Source organism: Erwinia sp. 198, from assembly GCF_003937915.1.
GTDB lineage: Bacteria > Pseudomonadota > Gammaproteobacteria > Enterobacterales > Enterobacteriaceae > Erwinia > Erwinia aeris.
Genome location: NZ_RHUM01000001.1, coordinates 430,117 through 451,173 on the forward strand (window position 1 = coordinate 430,117; position 21,057 = coordinate 451,173).

Here is a 21,057-nt window from a genome sequence, read left to right on the forward strand (position 1 = left end):
AGATATGCTTATACAGCTGCGCGAGATAGTGGAGAAAGTGGCAGGAGCGCCCCGGCTGACCGAGGCGCTCGACATTCTGGTCAGCGAAATCTGTCTGGCGATGGATACCGAGGTCTGTTCGGTCTACCTGGCCGATCACGACCGTCGCTGCTATTACCTGATGGCGACGCGCGGCCTGAAAAAGCCGCGCGGCCGCACCGTCGCGCTGGCTTTCGACGAAGGGATTGTCGGGCTGGTAGGGCGCCTTGCTGAACCTATCAACCTTGCCGATGCGCAAAGTCATCCCAGCTTCAAGTATATTCCTTCCGTAAAAGAAGAGCGCTTCCGTTCTTTTCTCGGCGTGCCGGTTATCAGCCGCCGCCAGCTGCTGGGCGTACTGGTCGTTCAGCAGCGCGAGCACCGCCAGTTTGACGAGAGCGAAGAATCGTTTCTGGTGACGCTGGCTACGCAAATGGCCACCATTCTCTCTCAATCGCAGCTGAATGCGCTGTTCGGACAGTACCGGCAAACCCGTGTGCGTGCCCTGGCCGCCGCGCCGGGCGTGGCGGTGGCGGCAGGCTGGGTAGAAAGCAACCAGCCATCGCTGGATACCGTTTCGGCGGCCTCCACGCTGGATGCGGTGCGCGAACGTGAAAGGCTGTCGCTGGCGATGGACGAGGCTTCCGGCGAGTTCCGCCGCTACAGCAAACGTTTCACCTCCAGCGTACATAAAGAAAGCGCCGCCATTTTCGATCTCTATTCGCACCTGCTCAGCGATAACAGGCTGAAAAAAGATCTCTTTGCGGAGATCGACAACGGCTTCGTGGCGGAATGGGCGGTAAAAAAGGTCATTGAGAAGTTCGCCGCCCAGTTTGCCAGCCTGCAGGACAGCTATCTGCGTGAAAGGGCGGGCGATCTGCGCGCGCTGGGGCAGCGTTTACTGTTTCACCTCGATGACACCATGCAGGGCACCAATACCTGGCCCGAACGCTTCGTGCTGGTGGCCGACGAGCTGACCGCCACGACGCTGGCCGAGCTGCCGCACGATCGTTTGGCAGGCGTGGTGGTCAGGGATGGCGCGGCCAACTCGCACGCGGCGATTATGGTGCGTGCGATGGGTATTCCGACCGTGATGGGCGCGGATATTCAGCCCGAGGCGCTCAACGGCAGGCTGCTGATCGTGGACGGCTATCGCGGCGAGCTGCTGGTGGATCCGGAACCGGTGCTGGTGCAGGAATATCAGCGGCTGATTAGCGAAGAAAACGAGCTGAGTAAGCTGGCGGAAGACGTGGTGGAGCGGCCTGCGACCCTGAAGTCGGGCGAGCCGGTAAAGGTAATGCTCAACGCGGGCCTGAGCGCGGAGCATGAGCAGGCGCAGGGCGGCCGCGTGGATGGCGTCGGGCTTTACCGTACGGAAATCCCCTTTATGCTGCAAAACGGTTTCCCCTCCGAAGAGGAGCAGGTCGCGCAGTATCAGGGGATGCTGCAACTCTTCCTGGAAAAGCCGGTTACGCTGCGCACGCTGGATATCGGCGCTGATAAACAGCTGCCCTACATGCCGATAAGCGAGGAGAACCCTTGCCTGGGCTGGCGCGGTATCCGGTTGACGCTGGATCAGCCGGAGATTTTTCTGGTTCAGGTTCGTGCCATGCTGCGCGCTAACGTCGCCAGCGACAACCTTAGCATTCTGCTGCCGATGATCACCAGCATCGATGAAATCGACGAGGCGCTCAGGCTGATCGAACGAGCCGGAAAGGAAGTGGAAGAGATGCTGGGCTACCCCATTCCCAGGCCGCGCGTCGGCGTGATGATTGAGGTGCCCTCGATGATCTTTATGATCGGTCATCTGGCAAAGCGGGTCGATTTTATCTCTGTCGGCACTAACGATCTGACGCAGTACCTGCTGGCCGTCGATCGCAACAATACGCGCGTCGCCAGCCTTTACGACAGCCTGCATCCGGCGATGCTGCGCGCGCTGAAAACCATTGCAGAAGAGGCGAAGCGGGCCGATATCGAACTCTGTCTGTGCGGCGAAATGGCGGGCGATTCCAGCTGCGTTGCCCTGCTGGTGGGGCTGGGCTATCACCATCTGAGCATGAACGGACGCAACGTCGCCAGGGTGAAATATCTTTTGCACCACATCGATTACGAAGAGGCGCAGAAGCTGGCGGAAGCGGGGCTGCAGGCGGAACAGGCTAACGAGGTACGCCACCTGGTCGCCGCCTTTATGGAACGGCGCGGGCTGGGCGGTCTGATCCGCGGCGGTCGATAGCTCTCTTATTAAAGTTTACAAAGTTCCATCGGGCCGCCTTCGTGCGGCCTGTGCTATGATGCGCGCCTCTGCGCCGCGCCGCACGCGCGCTTTATTCATTCCGTCACCTGAAATCAGGGACTATTAATAATGGTGAAAGATGACTAACGGCTATCTGGCTTTCCCCCAATTTGATCCGGTAATTTTCTCCGTCGGGCCTGTCGCCCTGCACTGGTATGGTCTGATGTATCTGGTCGGCTTTATCTTTGCTATGTGGCTGGCCGTACGCCGCGCCAACAAGCCGGGCAGCGGCTGGAAAAAAGAAGAGGTGGAAAACCTGCTCTATGCGGGTTTTCTCGGCGTTTTCCTGGGCGGCCGCATCGGCTACGTGCTGTTTTATAATCTGCCGCTGTTTCTGGATAATCCGCTGTATCTGTTTAAGGTCTGGGATGGCGGCATGTCGTTCCACGGCGGCCTGATAGGCGTTATCTGTGTGATGTTGTGGTTCGCCCATCGTACCAAACGTAACTTCTTCCAGGTGGCGGATTTTATCGCGCCGCTGATCCCTTTCGGACTGGGCGCCGGACGCCTGGGCAACTTTATCAATGGTGAACTCTGGGGACGCGTAGCGCCCGATCTGCCATGGGCGATGCTGTTTCCCGGCTCGCGCGGCGAAGACGTAGCGCTGGCCGCCACCCATCCTGAATGGCAGTCGCTGCTGGCTACTTACGGCGTGCTGCCGCGCCATCCTTCTCAGCTCTATGAGCTGCTGCTGGAAGGCGTGGTGCTGTTTATCATTTTGAATGTTTTTATCCGTAAAAATCGTCCGATGGGCGCGGTATCAGGTTTGTTCCTGATCGGCTACGGCGTATTTCGCTTTATCGTGGAATATTTCCGTCAGCCAGACGCCCAGCTGGGCCTGTTCGACAATTTTATCAGCATGGGACAAATCCTTTCGACGCCGATGATTATCGCCGGCGCCATTATGATGATTTGGGCGTATCGCCGCCGTACCGTGCAACACGTTCGTGAGGAAAAATGAAACAGTATCTGGACTTAATGCAGAAAGTGCTCAACGGGGGCACGCCGAAAAATGACCGTACCGGCACCGGCACGCTGTCGATTTTTGGTCATCAGATGCGTTTCAACCTACAGGAAGGCTTTCCGCTGGTGACCACCAAAAAGTGTCATTTGCGCTCGATTATTCATGAGCTGCTGTGGTTTCTGAAGGGCGACACCAATATCGCCTATCTGAAAGAAAATAAAGTGACAATCTGGGACGAGTGGGCCGATGAAAATGGCGACCTTGGCCCGGTATACGGCAAGCAATGGCGCAGCTGGGGCGCGCCGGACGGCCGCCAGATTGATCAGCTGGCAAAAGTGATGGCCCAGCTGAAAAACGATCCGGACTCGCGCCGCATTATCGTCTCCGCGTGGAACGTGGGCGAGCTTGATGAGATGGCGCTGGCACCGTGCCACGCCTTCTTCCAGTTCTACGTGGCGGACGGCAAGCTTTCCTGCCAGCTCTATCAGCGCTCTTGCGATGTGTTCCTTGGCCTGCCGTTTAATATCGCCAGCTATGCGCTGCTGGTGCATATGGTGGCGCAGCAATGCGATCTGGAACCGGGCGACTTTGTCTGGACGGGGGGTGACACGCACCTCTACAGCAACCATCTGGAGCAGGCGACTCTGCAGCTGACCCGCGAGCCGCGTGAGATGCCGAAGCTGGTGATCAAACGTAAGCCCGCTTCGCTGTTTGATTATCGTTTTGAAGATTTCGATATCGAAGGTTACGATCCGCATCCTGCCATTAAGGCACCGGTCGCCATTTGACCAACCAAGGGAGCGAGTTTTCGCTCCCTTTTTTACGACCCGGCAAAGCTGCTGCCGTTGTCGCAGCTTCTTTCTTTCCTGACCTGATTTTAAACGTCGCTATCTTGACGCCATTGTTTCCTCGGCTTCTTTCCTGTCCTGACCTGAGTTTAAGCGCCGCACCTGTCTGAACTTTAGTTTTTGCCGACAGGATGACGCGATAAAACCGTGCCGCAAAGGTTGTTTTTCCGAGGCAGGGCGCAAAAAAAAGTTAATGAAACATCCAAAGCGTAAACGGCTGGAAAGCCGCTCGCATGATGACTTTTTGTCGCTGGTAACTTTACTCGCCAGCGGCACAATAGAGTGTATGAACAGAGCAGGCTTTACCTTACCGGAATTGCTGATCGTTATGACTATCGCCAGCATGCTGATGGTCGGCGCGGTCGGTGGCTGGCAGCAGTGGCAGCAGACGCAGCGGCTAAACGCGAGCGCGCAGCAAATCCAGCATTTTTTACTGCGGCTGCGCAGCGAGGCAAACTGGCATAACCGGCAGGCGCTGCTATGGAAAACGGATGGCGCTTTGTGGTGCCTGGGCAGCGGCCCGGTGCAGGCGTCCTGTCATGGCCACCAGCGCCAAACGCTAATTGCGCCCTGGCCTGCGATAAAAATAGCCTCGCTCACGGAGGGGATGGGATTTTATGGCCGCCGCAACGTGGCCAAACCGGGCCGGATTGTGATCGTCGGCGCGGCGGGCGAACGCCATATTATCCTGTCGTCGAGGGCGAGGGTGCGCATTTGTCAGGAGGCCTGCCCGTGAAGCGTGGAGGTTTTACCCTGCCGGAAATGTTGGTGGCGTTGGCGATCGGCGGCGTACTAATGTTGGGCGCAGCAAAATTTCTGCCGCTGTTGCAGATCGGCAATCTGCGTATCCTGCAGACCTTTCAGCTCCACGAAGAACTACAGCTGATGATGAGCACGCTGGAAAAAAACGTGCGGCGCGCGGGCTACTGTCAAGGTAAATGCCAGGGAGAAGGGCTGCAGACGATCGGCGAAAAAAACACATGCCTGCTGGTGCGCTGGGACGAGAACAGCAACGGCCGCTGGGAAGGGCCGGGCAATGACAACAGTGACTATTATGGCTTCCGGCTGCGCGACGGCAATCTGGAGGCGCAGCGCGGCGTACAGAGCTGCGACGGCGGCGGATGGGAGAAAATGAACGATCCGGACGCCCTGGTAATCAGCGATTTTCGCGCGCTTAAGCAGGCAAGACAGATCCGGCTGCTGCTTGGCGGCTATGCCAGACGTTTGCCGCAGCTGCCGCTAACCCTCGAGCGCTGGGTCACGGCGGAAAACTTGTGAATAAGCAGCAGGGAAGCGGTGCGCTGCTGATGGTGATCCTGCTGTTGCTGATGTCGACGGCGCTGCTCAACGCCACCCGACAGCAGCTGGATGCATCGTTAAGCCTTGTGGTGGACGAACGGCTTTATCTGCGGCAGGCCAGCCTGGCCACTTCGGCGCTGGAAGCGGGAATACGGGAAAAATGGGCGTCGACGGTGGCCTGGCGCTGCCTTACGGCACGGCAGCAGCCTGCCTGGCGGGCCTGTTTTAAAGTGACAACGAAAGGTGAAGCCTTATTACGTGGTGACGGCGGCAAAGACACTATCGCCTTTTATCAATGGGTAACCCACGATGAGCAAAATGGGCGCGTACATCCACAGCCGCACGGCTGGCTTGATTTTTGTCCGTTGGCGGAGGAAGAAGATTGCCTGCCGGACAGGGAAACCGCAGGGCTTTAGCCTGCCGGAAACGCTGGTGGCGCTGCTGTTGTTTGGCCTGAGCTCGCTGGCGCTGACTCAGTATCAGCTGGCGCTGGGAAGAAGCTTTCAGCTGCAGCTACAGCAGCGGGAAGCGGTCAGGCTGGCCCGGCAGCGGTTCGAAGGCTATCAGGCGCCGGGCTGGCAGACGACGCTCGAACAGCAAGCGCTGACCGGCAGCTGCGTGCTGTTAACGGCACGGGTTATCAGTCCTGCCGGGGCTAAAGCCGCATTATCGCAGCTGAGCTGTAGAAGCGAAGACGAACAGGAAAGTGCAGAGCGGCGCAGGTAGTTTATGCTTTCGTGGTTTTGATAAAGCCTGAAAGCAGCCAGCGGACGATTATCTTTTTATGAGAGATAGCAGCCAGAAATCTTTTTTCTGCTGCCACAGAAAAAAATAAGCTGACAAAATAGCGAAGGTTCAGGACGTAACTATCCATTACTTTTCCTGTTATAACATTTTTCATCAAGAGAATTTATTTTTTAGATGGTTTTAATTTTTTTATAAAAATATCTTTTCCCAGGTGAGGATTAACGCAGTTCGACAGCAGCTTGCGCAGTAAGGAGGTATACCAGGACGGTTAACTATCCCAGCTGAATCTGATTGGAAATTACTGAAGTCAGTAACAGGAATTTTTAATAAACCTTCATGGATGAAATAAAATGAAAATAGCCACGCGCATTTTACTTTCCCTCTCTTTATCCGCGGTATTTCTTCCCCCGGCGGGCGCAGATGCCGTCAAAGATGTGACTTTAGATTATCGACACGGCTACCGCCTGCGCGACCGCACCCACTACGATAAGCTGGCGTTAGGCGCCAGCCTGCCTGATAATTACGTTTTTAGCGTCGAAACCAAATTTAAAACCGGCGGCCCGGACCCGAAAGATAAATATTATAATGACATAGTATTGAACGTAGTAGAAATGACGCTGATGAAAAACTTTTTTTACGACGGCTGGAGTTTTACCCCATTTGTTCAACCAGAGTTCAGTTCGGTGAGAACGGAATGGAAATTTGGCGTCGTGCCCTGGTATAAAATTAATGACAGCTGGTCTGTTGGCGGCATGTATCGCCTGGAGCTAAGCGACTATGCGCATGACGGTCGGTGCGGTGAAGCCGGTCACGACTATTGCAGCCTGGATAAACACCGTACCGTTAACCGCTTTGATGCCTATTTCCGTTACCGCTGGAAAGATTTAACCACCACCTATAAATATATTTATATGCATGGTGATGATTTACTGTTCGCCAATAAGAAAAATAACTACGAGCAGGAGCTACAGTTTGATTACGTAGTGGGCGCAAACAGAGAGTGGCGCCCTTATGTCACCTTCGCCGATATCGGCCGCAGCGCCTGGTCCAGCGAGCGCCAGCTGCGCTTAAGGCTGGGGGTCGCTTACACCTTTAAATAACTTTCGGCCATATAAACGGTAAACGACCCGACAGCTGCATTTGCAACAGCCTCCGGACGGGGTAGAGTGTGCACGCAGAGCGCAATACCGTACTAGGAGCAGGCATGTTTACCGTTTATCACTCGAATCAGCTGGATCTTTTAAAAACGCTGGCGGCTTTTCATATTGAAAACCAGCCGTTGCGCGATCCATTCCAGTCCGAAGTGGTTCTGGTGCAGAGTCCGGGGATGGCGCAGTGGCTGCAAATGTCGCTGGCCGAGCAGTTCGGCATTGCGGCTAATATCGCCTTTCCGCTGCCCGCCTCCTTTATCTGGGATATGTTTGTTCGCGTTCTGCCGGGCATACCTAAAGAGAGCGCCTTCAGCAAAGCCAGCATGAGCTGGAAGCTGATGACTATTCTGCCAAAGCTGCTGGCGCGGCCGGAATTCGTTATGCTGAGCCACTACCTTTCTGACGACGAGGACAAGCGTAAGCTGTTTCAGCTCGCGTCGCGGGTGGCCGATCTTTACGACCAGTACCTGGTTTACCGCTCGGAGTGGCTTAACAGCTGGGAAAAGGGGCAGCAGATCGAAGGGCTGGGCGAAGCGCAGCAGTGGCAGGCGCCGCTGTGGGCAGAGCTGGTTGCGTGGAACCGCGAGCTGGGCCACCCGGAATGGCATCGCGCTAATCTTTACGCGCGGTTTATCGCCACGCTGGAACAAAGCAGCACCCGGCCGCCAAATCTGCCGGATCGCGTATTTATCTGCGGTATCTCCGCGCTGCCGCCGGTCTACCTCCAGGCGCTTCAGGCGCTCGGCAAGCATATCGATATCCACCTGTTGTTTACCAATCCGTGCCGCCATTATTGGGGTGACATTCAGGATTACGCTTTTCTGGCTAAGCTGCAAAGCCGCCGCCGCGAGCACTACAAACAGCAGCGGGAAAGCGCGCTGTTTCGTGAAGAAGACGCCGCCAGCCTGTTTAACGACGCGGGCGAGCAGCAGCTGAGCAATCCGCTGCTGGCTTCCTGGGGCAAGCTCGGGCGCGACAACCTGTTTTTGCTGGCGCAGATGGAATGCCGGGAAATCGACGCCTTTGTCGATATCGAACCGACCACGCTGCTGCAAACGCTACAGCGCGATCTGCTGGAGCTGGAAGATAATGCCGTGATTGGCCTGAAGCGGGAAGAGTGGGAATCCAGCCTGGGTAAACGGGTGCTGGATCCCGATGACCAGTCGGTGACTTTTCACCTCTGCCACAGCCCGCAGCGCGAAGTGGAAGTATTGCAGGACAGACTATTGGCGATCATGGCGGAAGATCCGCAGCTTTCGCCGCGCGACATTATCGTGATGGTGGCAGATATCGACGCCTATACGCCTTTTATCCAGGCGGTTTTCGGCAATGCGCCTGCGGAACGCTGGCTGCCTTTTTCCATCTCCGACCGTCGCGCCAGCCAGGCGCATCCCGCTTTGCAGGCCTTTATTTCGCTGCTGAGCCTGCCGGACAGCCGCTTTACTTCCGAAAGCGTACTGGCGCTGTTGGAAGTGCCGGCGGTCGCCAGCCGTTTCTCCATTGATGAAGAAGGGCTGCGGCGGCTGCGGCACTGGGTTGGTGAGTGCGGCATTCGTTGGGGGCTGGATGACGATACGGTGCGCGAGCTAGATCTGCCGCCAACCGGACAGCATACCTGGCAGTTCGGCCTGACGAGAATGCTATTGGGCTACGCTATGCACAGCGATATCGGCCACTGGCAGGGCGTGCTGCCCTATGATGAATCCAGCGGCCTGATTGCCGAGCTGGTAGGGCATTTGGCCGAGCTGTTAATGCAGCTGCGTCGCTGGCGCGAGCGGCTGAGCGAGCCAAGAGCGCTGGAGGCGTGGCTGCCGCTCTGTCGCGAGCTGCTGGGCGATTTCTTTGCCGGCGATGCCGAGGCGGAAGCGGCGCTGGCGCTGATTGAAGAGCAGTGGCAGCAGGCCATCAGCTACGGCATTCAGGCCGAGTATCAGCAGGCTATCCCGCTGTCGCTGCTGCGCGACGAGCTGCGCGCGAGGCTGGATCAGGAGCGGATCAGCCAGCGCTTTCTTGCTGGTCCGGTTAACTTCTGTACGCTGATGCCGATGCGATCCATTCCCTTTAAGGTGGTTTGCCTGCTGGGCATGAACGACGGCGTCTATCCGCGCACGCTGCCGCCGCCGGGCTTCGATCTGATGAGCCAGCAGCCGAAAAAAGGCGATCGTAGCCGTCGCGACGACGACCGCTACCTGTTTCTGGAAGCCATTAACTCCGCCCAGCATCAGCTCTACATCAGCTATATCGGCCGCACCATTCAGGACAATTCAGAACGTTTCCCTTCGGTGCTGGTCAGCGAGCTGGTGGATTATATCGGGCAAAGCTTCTGTCTGCCGGAAGACCGTCAGAGCGATGTGGATACCAGCGCGGCGCGGGTTATCGCGCATCTGCATCACCTGCACAGCAGGATGCCGTTTGCGGCGGAAAACTTTCTGCCGCAGGCGCGCTATCAGAGCTATGCGGCGGAGTGGCTACCGGCAGCGAAGGCGAGCGGCGTGCCGCATCCGCCATTTATGCAGCCGCTGCCGGAGGAAAATATTACCGAGCTTAACTTCGACCAGCTGCTGCGTTTCTGGCGTCATCCGGTTCGCGCCTTTTTCAGCCTGCGATTGGGCGTCAGCTTCAGCGCGGAAGACATGGAACTGCCGGATGCGGAACCTTTTATTCTGGATAACCTCAGCCGTTACCAGCTTAACACCCAGCTGCTGAATACCCTGATTGAAGGCCAGCCGGGCGAACCGCTGTTCGATCGTCATCGCGCGGCGGGCAATCTGCCGTATGGCGCCTGGGGTGAACTGTTCTGGCAGGATCAGCTGGCGGATATGGCCGAACTGGCCGGCGTGGTGCGCGAGCAGCGCAAGGATGCCGTCAGCCAGGAAATCAATCTTCAGGTTGGCGGACTTCAGCTGAGCGGCTGGCTGCCTGCCGTACAGGACGATGGCCTGCTGCGCTGGCGGCCGGGCCACCTTAACTTTACCGACGGGCTGGCGCTGTGGCTGGAACACCTGGTCTACTGCGTGCTGGGCGGCAGCGGCGCCAGCCGCATGTACGGACGTAAAGAGAGCCGCTGGTGGTTCCCGCCGCTCTCCGCCGTTGAAGCCAGCGGCTGGCTTGAACGCTATATCGAAGGCTATAAAGCCGGCATGTGCGCGCCGCTGCTGCTGCTGCCCAAAACCGGCGGTGCCTGGCTGGAAGCCTGCTATGACGAAAAGGCGGCGGCGGTCTCTTACGATGAGGCGACGCAGGCAAAAGCGCGCAATAAGCTGCTGCAGGCCTGGCAGGGCAACATACAAACAGAAGGTGAGGGCAGCGATCCCTATCTGGCACGGCTGTTCCGCACACTGGATGAAGCAACGTTGCAGCAAATCACGCACAACGCCGAAGTCTGGCTGTTGCCGCTGCTGCGGATGAATGACATTAACTGAGACATCCTGTAGTGTTACTTTATAACCCCATTTCGCTTTTTTTTCTGTCCGCTCTTAGCCAGCGGAATCTTTAGGGTCGTCGTTTAGCTGTCGCCGCTCCGGGGGCGCACAGAAAGCACGTTAGATTGTCGAGGAGTTTGAATGCGTCGTTATGCAGTCTGGTTCACCACGCTGTTTCTGCTTTTTACCTTCTGGAGTCCGCTGAGCCAGGCACGGTCAGGCTGGCAGCCGATCCCCGAAGCGATCCGCAAAAGTGAAAAAGATCCGCGCCAGTATCAGGCGATCAAACTCGACAACGGCATGACGGTACTGCTGGTTTCCGATCCGCAGGCGACAAAATCCCTGTCGGCGCTGACGCTGCCCATCGGCTCGCTGGACAACCCGCGTAACCAGCAGGGCCTGGCACACTATCTTGAGCATATGCTGCTGATGGGTTCAAAACGCTATCCGCAGCCGGATAATCTGGCGGAATTCCTGAAAAAGCACGGCGGCAGCCACAATGCCAGCACGGCGTCCTACCGCACGGCTTTCTATCTGGAAGTGGAAAACGACGCGCTGGCACCGGCGGTGGATCGGCTGGCGGATGCCATTGCCGAGCCGCTGTTGGATCCGGTTAATGCCGATCGCGAGCGCCACGCGGTGAATGCGGAGCTGACTATGGCACGCTCGCGCGACGGATTGCGCATGGCGCAGGTCGGTGCGGAAACGCTGAATCCCGACCATCCCAGCTCGCTTTTTTCCGGCGGTAACCTGGACACGCTGAAAGATAAACCGGGCAGCAGGCTGCACGACGCGTTGCAGGATTTCTATCAGCGCTACTATTCGGCCAACCTGATGAAAGCGGTGATCTACAGCAATAAGCCGCTGGTGGAACTGCAAAAAATCGCGGCCACTACCTTTGGCAGAGTGGCGAACCACAACGCCGCGGTGCCTGCGATTACCGTGCCGGTGGTGACGGAGCAGCAGAAAGGCATTGTGATCCACTACGTGCCGGCCCAGCCGCGCAAGCAGGTCAGGATCGAGTTTCGCATCGATAATAACAGCGATCAGTTTCGCAGCAAGACCGACACGCTAATCGCCTATCTGATCGGCAACCGCAGCAAGAACACGCTCTCCGACTGGTTGCAAAGCCAGGGCCTGGCCGATTCCATTGATGCCGGCGCCGATCCGGTTATCGATCGCAACGGCGGCGTCTTTTCCATCTCCATTTCGCTGACCGATCGGGGTCAGGCAAACCGCGATCGGGTGGTGGCCGCCGTGTTCAGCTATCTGAACAAGCTGCGTAATGAAGGCATCGACAAACGCTATTTTGATGAAATGGCGCACGTGTTGGATCTGGACTTCCGCTATCCGTCGATCACGCGCGACATGGACTATATCGAATGGCTGGTGGACACCATGCTGCGCGTGCCGGTTACCGACACGCTGGTCGCGTCCTATATCGCCGATCGCTACGATCCGCAGGCCATCAAAGCGCGTCTGGATGGCATGACGCCGCAGAACGCCCGGATCTGGTTTATCAGCCCGAACGAGCCGCACAACAAGACCGCCTATTTCGTCAATGCGCCTTATCAGGTCGATCGCATCACGCCGGAACGTTTTGCCGCCTGGCAAAAGGAAAGCGCGGCTATTTCGCTGGACCTGCCCGTGCTGAACCCCTATATCCCGTCTGATTTCACGCTGATTAAACCGGCGCAGCAGGTTGATCGTCCGCAGACGCTGATTAACCAGCCGGGCCTGCGCGTGTTCTATATGCCAAGCCGCTTTTACGCGGACGATCCCAAAGCCAACATCACGCTGGCGTTGCGTAATAAAGAGGCGATGAGCACCGCCAAAAATCAGGTGCTGTTTGGCATGAATGATTACCTGGCGGGCCAGGCGCTGGACGAGCTGAACTCGCAGGCTTCGGTTGGCGGCATTAGCTTTTCTACCAGCGAAAACGACGGCGTGACCTTTAACGCCAGCGGCTTTACTCAGCACCTCCCGGAGCTGATGCAGGCGCTGCTGAAACAGTACGCCAGCTATCAGCCAACGCAGCAGCAGCTGGATCAGGCAAAGTCCTGGTATCTGGAGCGTCTGGACGCCGCCGAAAAAGGAAAGGCCTTCGAGCTGGCTATTCAGCCCGCACAAATGCTGTCGCAGCTGCCCTATACCCAACGCAGCGAGCGTCGTAAGCTGGTGGCCGATATTACGCTGTCCGATCTGAAAAATTACCGCAGTATGCTGTTAGAAAAAGCGACGCCGGAGCTGATGGTGGTCGGCAATATGACGCCGGAGAGCGTCAAGGCGCTGGCGACCACGCTGAAAGCACAGCTTAACTGTGAAGGGCAGAGCAGCTGGCACAGCGATTATCTGAGGGTGGATAAAGCGGCAAACGCCAATTTACAACAGGCCGGCAGCAGCACCGATTCCGCGCTGGCCGCGCTGTACGTGCCGCTTGGCTATGAGGAGTTCGACAGCATCGCCAGCAGCGCCATGCTCAGCCAGATTGTGCAGCCGTGGTTCTATAACCAGCTGCGTACTGAGGAACAGCTTGGCTATGCGGTATTCGCCTTCCAGATGCCGGTTGGGCGCCAGTGGGGCATCGGCTTCCTGCTGCAAAGCAACGTTAAACAGCCCGCTTATCTGCTGCAGCGCTTTGAGGCGTTCTACCCGACGGCGGAAAAGCGCCTGCGTGAGATGAGCAAAGAGGATTTCGCCCAGTATCAGACGGCGATGATCAACGAGCTGAAGCAGCGTCCGCAAACGTTGGATGAAGAGGCGGGCCGCTACAGTAAAGATTTCAACCGGCAGAACTACCGTTTCGACACCCGTGAAAAAGTGGTTGCCAGTATTCAGGCGCTGACGCCAGAGAAGCTGGCGGCCTTTTTCCACGATGCGGTCAGCAAACCGCAGGGCCTGACGTTACTGTCGCAGATCTCCGGCAGCCAGCACGACAAGGCCGACTATGCCAGGCCGGCGGGCTTTACCACCTGGCAGGAAGTGTCGAAGCTACAGCAATCTTTTCCGGTGCAAAGCGATAAATGAAGGTACAGCGTCTCGATCCCCTGACGCTGCCGCTGCAAGGCGAAAGGCTGATAGAAGCCTCGGCGGGCACGGGGAAAACCTTTACCATCGGCCTGCTCTATCTGCGTCTGCTGCTGGGGCTGGGCGGCGAAGCGTCGTTCGGGCGGCCGCTGTCGGTTGAAGAGATCCTGGTGGTGACCTTTACCGAAGCGGCCACCGCAGAGCTGCGCGGCCGCATCCGTGAAAACATTCACCGGCTGCGTATCGCCTGCGTGCGCGGGTATACGACTGACGGCGTACTGGCCCAGCTGCTGACGGAAATTGGCGACCTGCCGCAGGCGGCCGCGCAGCTGCTGGCCGCAGAGCGCCAGATGGACGACGCCGGTATTTTTACCATCCACGGCTTTTGCCAGCGGATGCTGAATCTGAACGCCTTTGAGTCAGGCATGCTGTTTGAGCAGCAGCTGATTGAGGATGAGTTTCCGCTGCGCCGTCAGGCCGCCGCCGACTTCTGGCGCCGCTACTGCTATCCGCTGCCGCTGCCGATAGCGCGGGTAATGACCCAAATGTGGCAGGGGCCGGAGCAGCTGCTGACCACGCTGCTGCCCTGGCTGAACGGCGAAGCGCCGGTACTGAAATATCCGCTTGATTTGCAGGAAACCTTCAGCGAACGTCATGACAAAATTATCGCGCAGATCGACGGCCTGAAAGCGGCCTGGCTGGCGGCCGGTAATTTGCACGATCTGATCGCGCAGTCGGGCGTGGATAAGCGAAGCTACAGCAGCAAGCACTTACCTAACTGGCTGGACAAGCTGAACCAGTGGGCAATGGCGGAAACGCTGGACTACCTGTTTCCTAAAGAGCTGGAACGCTTCGGGCAGCGCGTGCTGCATGAAAAAACCAAAAAGGGCGAGCCACCGCAGCATCCGCTGTTCGACGAAATCGACCGTTTTCTGGCCGAGCCGCTGTCGCTGCGCGATTTGGTGATCGCCACCGCGCTGGAGGAAATCCGCCAGGCAACCCAGAAAGAGAAGCGGCAGAACGCGCTGCTGGGCTTCGACGATTTGCTACAGCGTCTCGACAGCGCGCTACGGCAGCCGGGCGGCGAGGCGCTGGCGCAGGCGATCAGAACCCGCTATCCGGTCGCGCTGATTGATGAATTCCAGGATACCGATCCGCAGCAGTATCGCATCTTTCGCGGTATCTACGGCCAGCAGCCCGATAACGCGCTGCTGCTGATTGGCGATCCCAAACAGGCGATTTACGCTTTTCGCGGCGCGGATATTTTTACCTATATGAAAGCGCGCGGGGAAGTCAGCGCTCACTACACGCTGGAGACTAACTGGCGCTCGTCGCCGATGATGGTTAACAGCGTTAACCAGCTCTTTTCCCGCATGCAGGCCCCCTTTCTGTTCAGCGAAATTCCCTTTATTCGCGTTGAGCCAGCCGCGCCCAACGCCGCGCTGAGCTTTAGCGTCGAGGGCAAAGAGCAGCCCGCGCTGCGCTTCTGGCTACAGCCGGGCGACGGCGTGGGCGTAACGGAATATCAGCAGTTTATGGCCCGCCAGTGCGCGGCGGAGATCTGCCGCTGGCTGAGCGCGGGACAGCAAGGCACGGCGCAGATCGGCAAGGGCGACGAGCTAAGGCCGGTGCAGGCTTCGGACGTCACGGTACTGGTGCGCAGCCGCAGCGAAGCCGCGCTGGTACGGGAAGCGCTCAACGCCCTGAATATTCCGTCGGTCTACCTTTCCAACCGCGACAGCGTGTTCGCTACCCAGGAAGCGCGTGAAATGCTGTGGCTGCTGCAGGCGGTGCTCGCGCCGGAGCAGGAGCGCATTCTGCGCAGCGCGCTTGCCACCAGCATTTTCGGGCTGGATGCGCCGACCTTGCAGGATCTGAGCGAGGACGAGCGCAAATGGGATGCGCTGGTGGACGAGTTCGACCACTACCGTCAGCGCTGGCTGAAGCGGGGCGTGCTGCCGATGCTGCGCGAGCTGATGGTAAACCGACAGATTGCGGAAAACCTGCTGGCTTCGGAAAGCGGCGAGCGCCGCCTGACCGATCTGCTGCATCTGGGCGAGCTGTTGCAGGAAGCGTCCGCTTCGCTCGACAGCGAACACGCGCTGGTGCGCTGGCTGGCGCAGGAAGTGGCGCAGCCCAACGGGCAGTCGGCCAGCCAGCAGCTGCGGCTGGAGAGCGATCGCCACCTCGTGCAGATCGTCACCATCCATAAATCGAAAGGCCTGCAGTATCCGCTGGTATGGCTGCCGTTTGTCGCCAACTACCGCGAAGCGGCGACGGGCATCTATCACGATCGGCAAAATTATCAGGCGCTGCTGGATCTGCGCGAGGATGAGGAAAGTATCGAACTGGCCGAGCAGGAGCGCCTCGCCGAGGATTTACGCCTGCTTTACGTGGCGCTAACGCGTTCCGTTCATCACTGTAGCGTGGGCGTTGCGCCGCTGATCAAGGGCAACCGTAAAAAAGAAGGCAACAGCGATCTGCACCGCAGCGCGCTGGGCTGGCTGTTGCAGCAGGGCGAACCGGCTGACGCCACCGCGCTGCGTGAACGGCTGCTTACCATGCAAAACGAGGCGGTAGAAACCGTGCTGGCGGAGCCGCCGGAAAGCGCCCCCTGGCAGCCGCAGCAGCACCCCTTACACGCGCTCAGCAGCAAAGCGATGGCGCGCAAGCTGCGCGACGAATGGCGGGTGACCAGCTATTCCGGGCTACAGCAGCACGGCCATTCCGTCACGCTGGATCTGCTGCCGCGCCTGGACGTTGACGCGGCGGGCGAGGCGCAAAGCCAGCAGGTTGCGCAATTGACGCCGCATACTTTTCCTCGCGGCGCGGCGCCGGGGACTTTTCTGCACGGTCTGTTTGAAAACCTCGACTTTACCCAGCCGGTGGATGAAGCCTGGCTGAGCGAACAGCTTGCCGGACAGGGGCACGATCTTGCCTGGCTGCCGGTAATGAAACAGTGGCTGGAAAACGTGCTGACCACGCCGCTGAATGAAACCGGCGTCAGCCTGAGCCAGCTACCGGCGGAAAGCCGTCAGGTGGAGCTGCAGTTTTATCTACCCATCAAACAAATGCTGATGGCGGAAAAGCTGGATCGGCTGGTGCGCCATTACGATCCGCTGTCGGCCGGCTGCCCGCCGCTTAACTTTCAGCAGGTGCAGGGAATGCTGAAAGGCTTTATCGATCTGGTGTTTTGCTGGCAGGGAAAATATTATCTGCTGGATTATAAATCCAACTGGCTGGGCGAGTCGGGCGAGCACTACACGCCGGAAGCGATGGCGGAAGCGATGCGCGCGCACCGTTACGATCTGCAATATCAGCTTTATACGCTGGCGCTGCACCGCTATTTGCGTCATCGTCTGGCTGACTACGATTATCAGCGCCACTTCGGCGGCGTTATCTATCTTTTCCTGCGCGGCGTGGACGGCACGGCGCGTGAAAACGGCATCTTCCGCACCTGCCCGGAAGCGGCTTTTGTTCAGTCGCTCGACGCGCTGTTTGCCGGGGAATTTCAGGAGGAACTATGGCCATAGCGCAACTGTTGCTGTCCGCCTGTGAGGCGCGACTGCTGCGTCCGCTGGACGTGCAGTTCGCCCGCATGGTGGCGGGCGACGATCATCCGGCGCTGATGCTGGCTGCCGCCTGCGTCAGCGCCGAAGCGGGCGAGGGGCACGTGTGCCTGCCGCTGACGCATCTTAGCGAAGCGCTGCTGTTCGGCGGGCGCCATCCCGAGCTGGCCGCTCAGCTATGGCGGGCCGTTGGCGAGCCGGACTGGCATCATCTGCTGTCATCGGCGCAGGCCGTGGGCGACGGCACGACGGCAACGCCGCTGGTGCTTCATCAGCAGCGTCTCTATCTGCATCGCATGTGGCAGTCTGAAGGGCAGGTGGCGCAGTTTATCGTGCGTGAAGCCCATACGCCCTTTGATGAACAGCGGCTGCGCAGCGCGCTCGACAGGCATTTTGGCGAGCAGCCGGATAACTGGCAGAAAATTGCCGCAGCAGTGGCGATCACGCGGCAAATTGCGGTGATCTCCGGTGGGCCGGGAACGGGTAAAACCACCACGGTAGCCAAACTGCTGGCGACGCTGCTGGAGCTTTCTTCCGGCTCGCTGCGTATTCGCCTGGCCGCCCCGACGGGTAAAGCGGCGGCGCGGCTGACCGAATCCTTGGGCAAAGCGTTGCAGCAGCTTGAGGTCAGCGAAGCGGAAAAACAGCGTTTTCCTGCCGAGGCCACCACGCTGCACCGCCTGCTTGGCGCGGTGCCGGGCAGCCAGCGGATGCGCTATCACGCGAGCAATCCGCTGCATCTGGATCTGTTGGTGGTAGATGAGGCTTCTATGGTGGATTTGCCGATGATGGCGAGCCTGATCGCCGCGCTGCCGCCGCACGCAAGGGTGATCTTTCTGGGCGATCGCGACCAGCTTGCCTCGGTGGAGGCGGGCGCGGTGCTCGGCGATATCTGCCGCTGCGCGGAGTCCGGCTACAGCAGCCAGCGCGCGGAAATGCTGATGCGCCTGACCGGCTGCGAGATTGCAAGCCAGGAAGACAAGCTGGCGCCAGAGGTGCGCGACAGCATTTGCCTGCTGCGTAAAAGCTACCGTTTCGACGCCTCATCCGGTATCGGTCAGCTGGCGCTGGCGGTCAACGCGGGCGATATCCATCAGGTTGAAAAAGTATTTAATGCGGATTTTGCTGATATTACCCGCTTTACGCTAAGCAGCAGCGCAGAGTATCAGCATCTGCTGGACGCCAGCGTGGCAGGCTACCGCGAGTATCTTGAGCAGATTGCCGACCAGGCGGAACCCCGGCGGGTGATTGAGGCGTTTGGCCGTTTTCAGCTGCTGTGCGCGCTGCGTGAGGGGCCGTTTGGCGTGTTCGGACTCAATGAGCGTATTGAGGCCGCCCTGCAGAAAAAACGGCTGATCCAGCGCCAGCCTGGTAACAAATGGTATATCGGCAGGCCGGTAATGATCGCCCGCAACGACAGCGCGCTGGGGCTGTTTAACGGCGATATCGGCATTGCGATGAACGATGCGGAAGGCGCGCTGAAGGTGTTTTTCCCGCTGCCCGACGGCAGCATTCGGGCCGTGCAGCCCAGCCGCCTGCCGCCGCATGAAACCGCCTATGCGATGACCGTGCATAAATCACAGGGCTCGGAGTTTGATCATACGCTGCTGGTGCTGCCGAATCAGTTCGCGCCGGTACTGACGCGCGAGCTGGTTTACACCGCCATTACCCGCGCCAGAGAACGCCTGACGCTGTATGCGGATAATCAGGTGCTGAACAGCGCGGTGAAGATGCGCACGCGCCGCCGCAGCGGCCTGGTGGAACGGCTGGCGGGGTAAAGTTCCTGATAATAAAATGCCCAATAAAAAACGGCCTGACCGCCGACCGTGATTACCGGATCCTGTAGTTCATCCGCATGTGCTATCAGCGCATGATTCAGTAGGTAAACCTGCCCAGAAGTGGGAATGTGTAGTTCTGCCATAGCGTTAACCGACAAAATTAAAAAGGATGTCGATAGCGGATGGTCTCAGGAAATTAAAGTCAGTAAGGCAAATCAGGAAGTTGAGTTAATCATTTTTAATACAAAAATAACCATCCCGAGGAGGGTTTATTTTCATTATGCAAAGCTAACGTTAGCCCGACGAGACGACTTAGGGCTGGCGCTATAGCAGGGCTTTTCACTCAAAGATTGAGAAGCAAGCTGGCCTTTGTTAAGCGCTTTCATACGCTCTGCATAGACCTGATGTTGTTTTCTTTAAGTTCACGCGGCGACATAGCTAAATCCTGCTCTGGAATGTTGACGGGGTCGTCAATACATAACTGGTTAACACACCTGCGATGAGTTCAACTGCCTCCACGGCTGATTTAATCTCCCCCTGGAGGCAGGTACATAGCTTTTTCGCTACGCCATCCTCGCATGGCTCAGATCGGCCATCAGCACCTTTGAGCGGCGCTGGTAGTTATACATCTGCTTTTTGCTTTCCGGCAGCTCTTCGATATCGACCGGCGTAAAGCCGCGCTCCTGGAACCAGTGAATGCTGCGCGTGGTCAGCACAAACAGCTTTTTCAGCCCCATCTGCCGCGCCTGTAGCGCCACTCTTTCCAGCAGCGCTTCGCCGCGCGACGAGCTGCGGTAGTCCGGGTGTACCGCGACGCAGGCCATCTCGCCGATTTTCTCTTCCGGGAAAGGATAGAGCGCCGCGCAGCCGATGGTGAGGTTGTCTCGCTCGATAATGGTAAATTTATCGATTTCGATCTCTAACTGCTCGCGCGAGCGACGCACCAGAATGCCCTGCTGCTCCAGCGGGCGGATCAGCTCAAGAATGCCGCCGATGTCGTTGATGGTGGCGCGGCGGATCTGTTCGGCGCTTTCCATCACAATCTGCGTACCGATACCGTCACGCGAGAACAGTTCCTGCAACAGCGTGCCGTCTTCCTGGTAGCTAATCAGATGGCTGCGGCGCACGCCGCTGCGGCAGGCCTTTACCGCGCCGCGTAAAAAACGCACGGTTGCAGAAAGATAGTCATTGCCTTCTTCCAGCTCGATAATGCGCTGCTGCGCTTCGTTCGGGAACAGTTCGGAGATAATCGCGCCTTCGCCGTCGGTCACGCCCTGTTCCGCACAGAAACCAATCATTTTTTCCGCTTTCAGCTTGATCGCCAGCTGGGTGGCAACTTCTTCCGAGGTCAGGTTAAAGCTTTCGCCGGTCACGGAAACAGCCACCGGTCCCAGCAGCACGATAGCGCCGCTGTCGAGCTGGCGGTGGATAGCCTCTTCATCAATGCGGCGGATACGACCGCTGTGACAGTAATCCACGCCGTCATCCACGCCCAGCGGCTGCGCGATAATAAAGTTGCCGCTGACGACGTTGATATGCGCGCCCTGGAGCGGCGTATTGTTCAGGCTCATCGACAGGCGCGCGGTAATATCCAGCTGTAAACGGCCTGCCGCCTGCTTGACCAGCTCCAGCGACTGTGCGTCGGTGACGCGGGTATGCTTGTGATAAACCGGCTCCAGCTGATGCTCTGCCAGATTGGCGTCGATCTGTGGCCTGGCGCCGTATACCACTACCAGGCGAATGCCGAGGCTGTGCAGAAGGCCAATATCATTAACGATGCTTGAGAAGTTATCATGCTCGATGGCTTCGCCGCCCAGCATAATGACAAACGTCTTACCACGATGGGCATTGATATAGGGCACGGTATGGCGAAACCCCTGAACCAGCTCGGTACTCCGTTCCTTCACGGCAAACCCTCTATGAATTATTATTCGCTAAAAA

14 protein-coding genes are annotated in these 21,057 nt (G+C 58.2%); 12 read left to right on the top strand and 2 right to left on the bottom strand.

Features of this window, described 5'->3' with window-relative positions:
* The first annotated feature begins 4 nt into the window (after positions 1 to 4).
* The 7 genes from ptsP to EGK14_RS02000 all read left to right on the top strand — a co-directional run bounded on the left by ptsP (position 5) and on the right by EGK14_RS02000 (position 6,148).
* Positions 5 to 2,251: a phosphoenolpyruvate--protein phosphotransferase gene (ptsP, locus tag EGK14_RS01970; protein WP_125287388.1), complete on the top strand. Its 2,247-nt coding sequence runs from the start codon at positions 5 to 7 to the stop codon at positions 2,249 to 2,251.
* 139 nt (positions 2,252 to 2,390) lie between these two features.
* On the top strand, positions 2,391 to 3,272 hold the full coding sequence (gene lgt, locus EGK14_RS01975) for a prolipoprotein diacylglyceryl transferase (RefSeq protein ID WP_125287389.1): 882 nt from the start codon (positions 2,391 to 2,393) through the stop codon (positions 3,270 to 3,272).
* Complete coding sequence (gene thyA, locus EGK14_RS01980) at positions 3,269 to 4,063, top strand: thymidylate synthase (protein WP_125287390.1); 795 nt, start codon at positions 3,269 to 3,271, stop codon at positions 4,061 to 4,063. Before lgt ends, thyA begins: the two co-directional genes overlap by 4 nt.
* A gap of 253 nt (positions 4,064 to 4,316) precedes the next feature.
* On the top strand, positions 4,317 to 4,859 hold the full coding sequence (locus EGK14_RS01985; RefSeq protein WP_370255920.1) for a prepilin-type N-terminal cleavage/methylation domain-containing protein: 543 nt from the start codon (positions 4,317 to 4,319) through the stop codon (positions 4,857 to 4,859).
* A complete protein-coding gene (locus EGK14_RS01990) occupies positions 4,850 to 5,401 on the top strand; it encodes a prepilin peptidase-dependent protein (RefSeq protein ID WP_125287500.1) in 552 nt (183 codons plus the stop codon). Before EGK14_RS01985 ends, EGK14_RS01990 begins: the two co-directional genes overlap by 10 nt.
* Positions 5,398 to 5,838: a DUF2509 family protein gene (locus tag EGK14_RS01995; protein ID WP_233598427.1), complete on the top strand. Its 441-nt coding sequence runs from the start codon at positions 5,398 to 5,400 to the stop codon at positions 5,836 to 5,838. Before EGK14_RS01990 ends, EGK14_RS01995 begins: the two co-directional genes overlap by 4 nt.
* A gap of 16 nt (positions 5,839 to 5,854) precedes the next feature.
* Positions 5,855 to 6,148, top strand: coding sequence for a prepilin-type N-terminal cleavage/methylation domain-containing protein (locus EGK14_RS02000; protein WP_233598428.1), 294 nt, complete (start codon positions 5,855 to 5,857; stop codon positions 6,146 to 6,148).
* A gap of 1 nt (position 6,149) precedes the next feature.
* On the opposite strand, the gene EGK14_RS21210 is transcribed toward EGK14_RS02000, so the two are convergent.
* On the bottom strand, positions 6,150 to 6,296 hold the full coding sequence (locus EGK14_RS21210; protein WP_158616021.1) for a hypothetical protein: 147 nt from the start codon (positions 6,294 to 6,296) through the stop codon (positions 6,150 to 6,152).
* A 223-nt stretch (positions 6,297 to 6,519) separates the two neighbouring features.
* On the opposite strand from EGK14_RS21210, the gene EGK14_RS02005 reads away from it, so the two are divergent.
* The 5 genes from EGK14_RS02005 to recD all read left to right on the top strand — a co-directional run bounded on the left by EGK14_RS02005 (position 6,520) and on the right by recD (position 19,116).
* Complete coding sequence (locus tag EGK14_RS02005; protein WP_125287392.1) at positions 6,520 to 7,269, top strand: oligogalacturonate-specific porin KdgM family protein; 750 nt, start codon at positions 6,520 to 6,522, stop codon at positions 7,267 to 7,269.
* Positions 7,270 to 7,373: 104 nt separating this feature from the next.
* Complete coding sequence (gene recC / locus EGK14_RS02010; RefSeq protein WP_125287393.1) at positions 7,374 to 10,742, top strand: exodeoxyribonuclease V subunit gamma; 3,369 nt, start codon at positions 7,374 to 7,376, stop codon at positions 10,740 to 10,742.
* Positions 10,743 to 10,883: 141 nt separating this feature from the next.
* Positions 10,884 to 13,769 carry a pitrilysin gene (gene ptrA, locus EGK14_RS02015; RefSeq protein ID WP_125287394.1) on the top strand — a complete coding sequence of 962 codons (2,886 nt, stop codon included), beginning with the start codon at positions 10,884 to 10,886 and terminating at the stop codon, positions 13,767 to 13,769.
* Positions 13,766 to 17,302, top strand: a complete 3,537-nt coding sequence (gene recB, locus EGK14_RS02020; RefSeq protein ID WP_125287395.1) for an exodeoxyribonuclease V subunit beta — start codon at positions 13,766 to 13,768, stop codon at positions 17,300 to 17,302. Before ptrA ends, recB begins: the two co-directional genes overlap by 4 nt.
* On the top strand, positions 17,293 to 19,116 hold the full coding sequence (recD, locus tag EGK14_RS02025; protein WP_125287396.1) for an exodeoxyribonuclease V subunit alpha: 1,824 nt from the start codon (positions 17,293 to 17,295) through the stop codon (positions 19,114 to 19,116). The genes recB and recD overlap by 10 nt, the downstream gene beginning before the upstream one ends.
* A 563-nt stretch (positions 19,117 to 19,679) precedes the next feature.
* Here recD and argA read toward each other — a convergent pair.
* Entirely contained in the window at positions 19,680 to 21,023 is a 1,344-nt protein-coding gene (argA, locus tag EGK14_RS02030) for an amino-acid N-acetyltransferase (protein WP_125287397.1), read from the bottom strand.
* Positions 21,024 to 21,057 lie beyond the last annotated feature (34 nt).

Bases quoted from the DNA above. Each gene is read 5' to 3' on its own strand.
- ptsP (WP_125287388.1), top strand. From the start codon at position 5: ATGCTTATACAGCTGCGCGAGATAGTGGAGAAAGTGGCAGGAGCGCCC.
- lgt (WP_125287389.1), top strand. From the start codon at position 2,391: ATGACTAACGGCTATCTGGCTTTCCCCCAATTTGATCCGGTAATTTTC.
- thyA (WP_125287390.1), top strand. From the start codon at position 3,269: ATGAAACAGTATCTGGACTTAATGCAGAAAGTGCTCAACGGGGGCACG.
- EGK14_RS01985 (WP_370255920.1), top strand. From the start codon at position 4,317: ATGAAACATCCAAAGCGTAAACGGCTGGAAAGCCGCTCGCATGATGAC.
- EGK14_RS21210 (WP_158616021.1), bottom strand. From the start codon at position 6,296: ATGGATAGTTACGTCCTGAACCTTCGCTATTTTGTCAGCTTATTTTTT.
- EGK14_RS02005 (WP_125287392.1), top strand. From the start codon at position 6,520: ATGAAAATAGCCACGCGCATTTTACTTTCCCTCTCTTTATCCGCGGTA.
- recC (WP_125287393.1), top strand. From the start codon at position 7,374: ATGTTTACCGTTTATCACTCGAATCAGCTGGATCTTTTAAAAACGCTG.
- ptrA (WP_125287394.1), top strand. From the start codon at position 10,884: ATGCGTCGTTATGCAGTCTGGTTCACCACGCTGTTTCTGCTTTTTACC.
- recB (WP_125287395.1), top strand. From the start codon at position 13,766: ATGAAGGTACAGCGTCTCGATCCCCTGACGCTGCCGCTGCAAGGCGAA.
- recD (WP_125287396.1), top strand. From the start codon at position 17,293: ATGGCCATAGCGCAACTGTTGCTGTCCGCCTGTGAGGCGCGACTGCTG.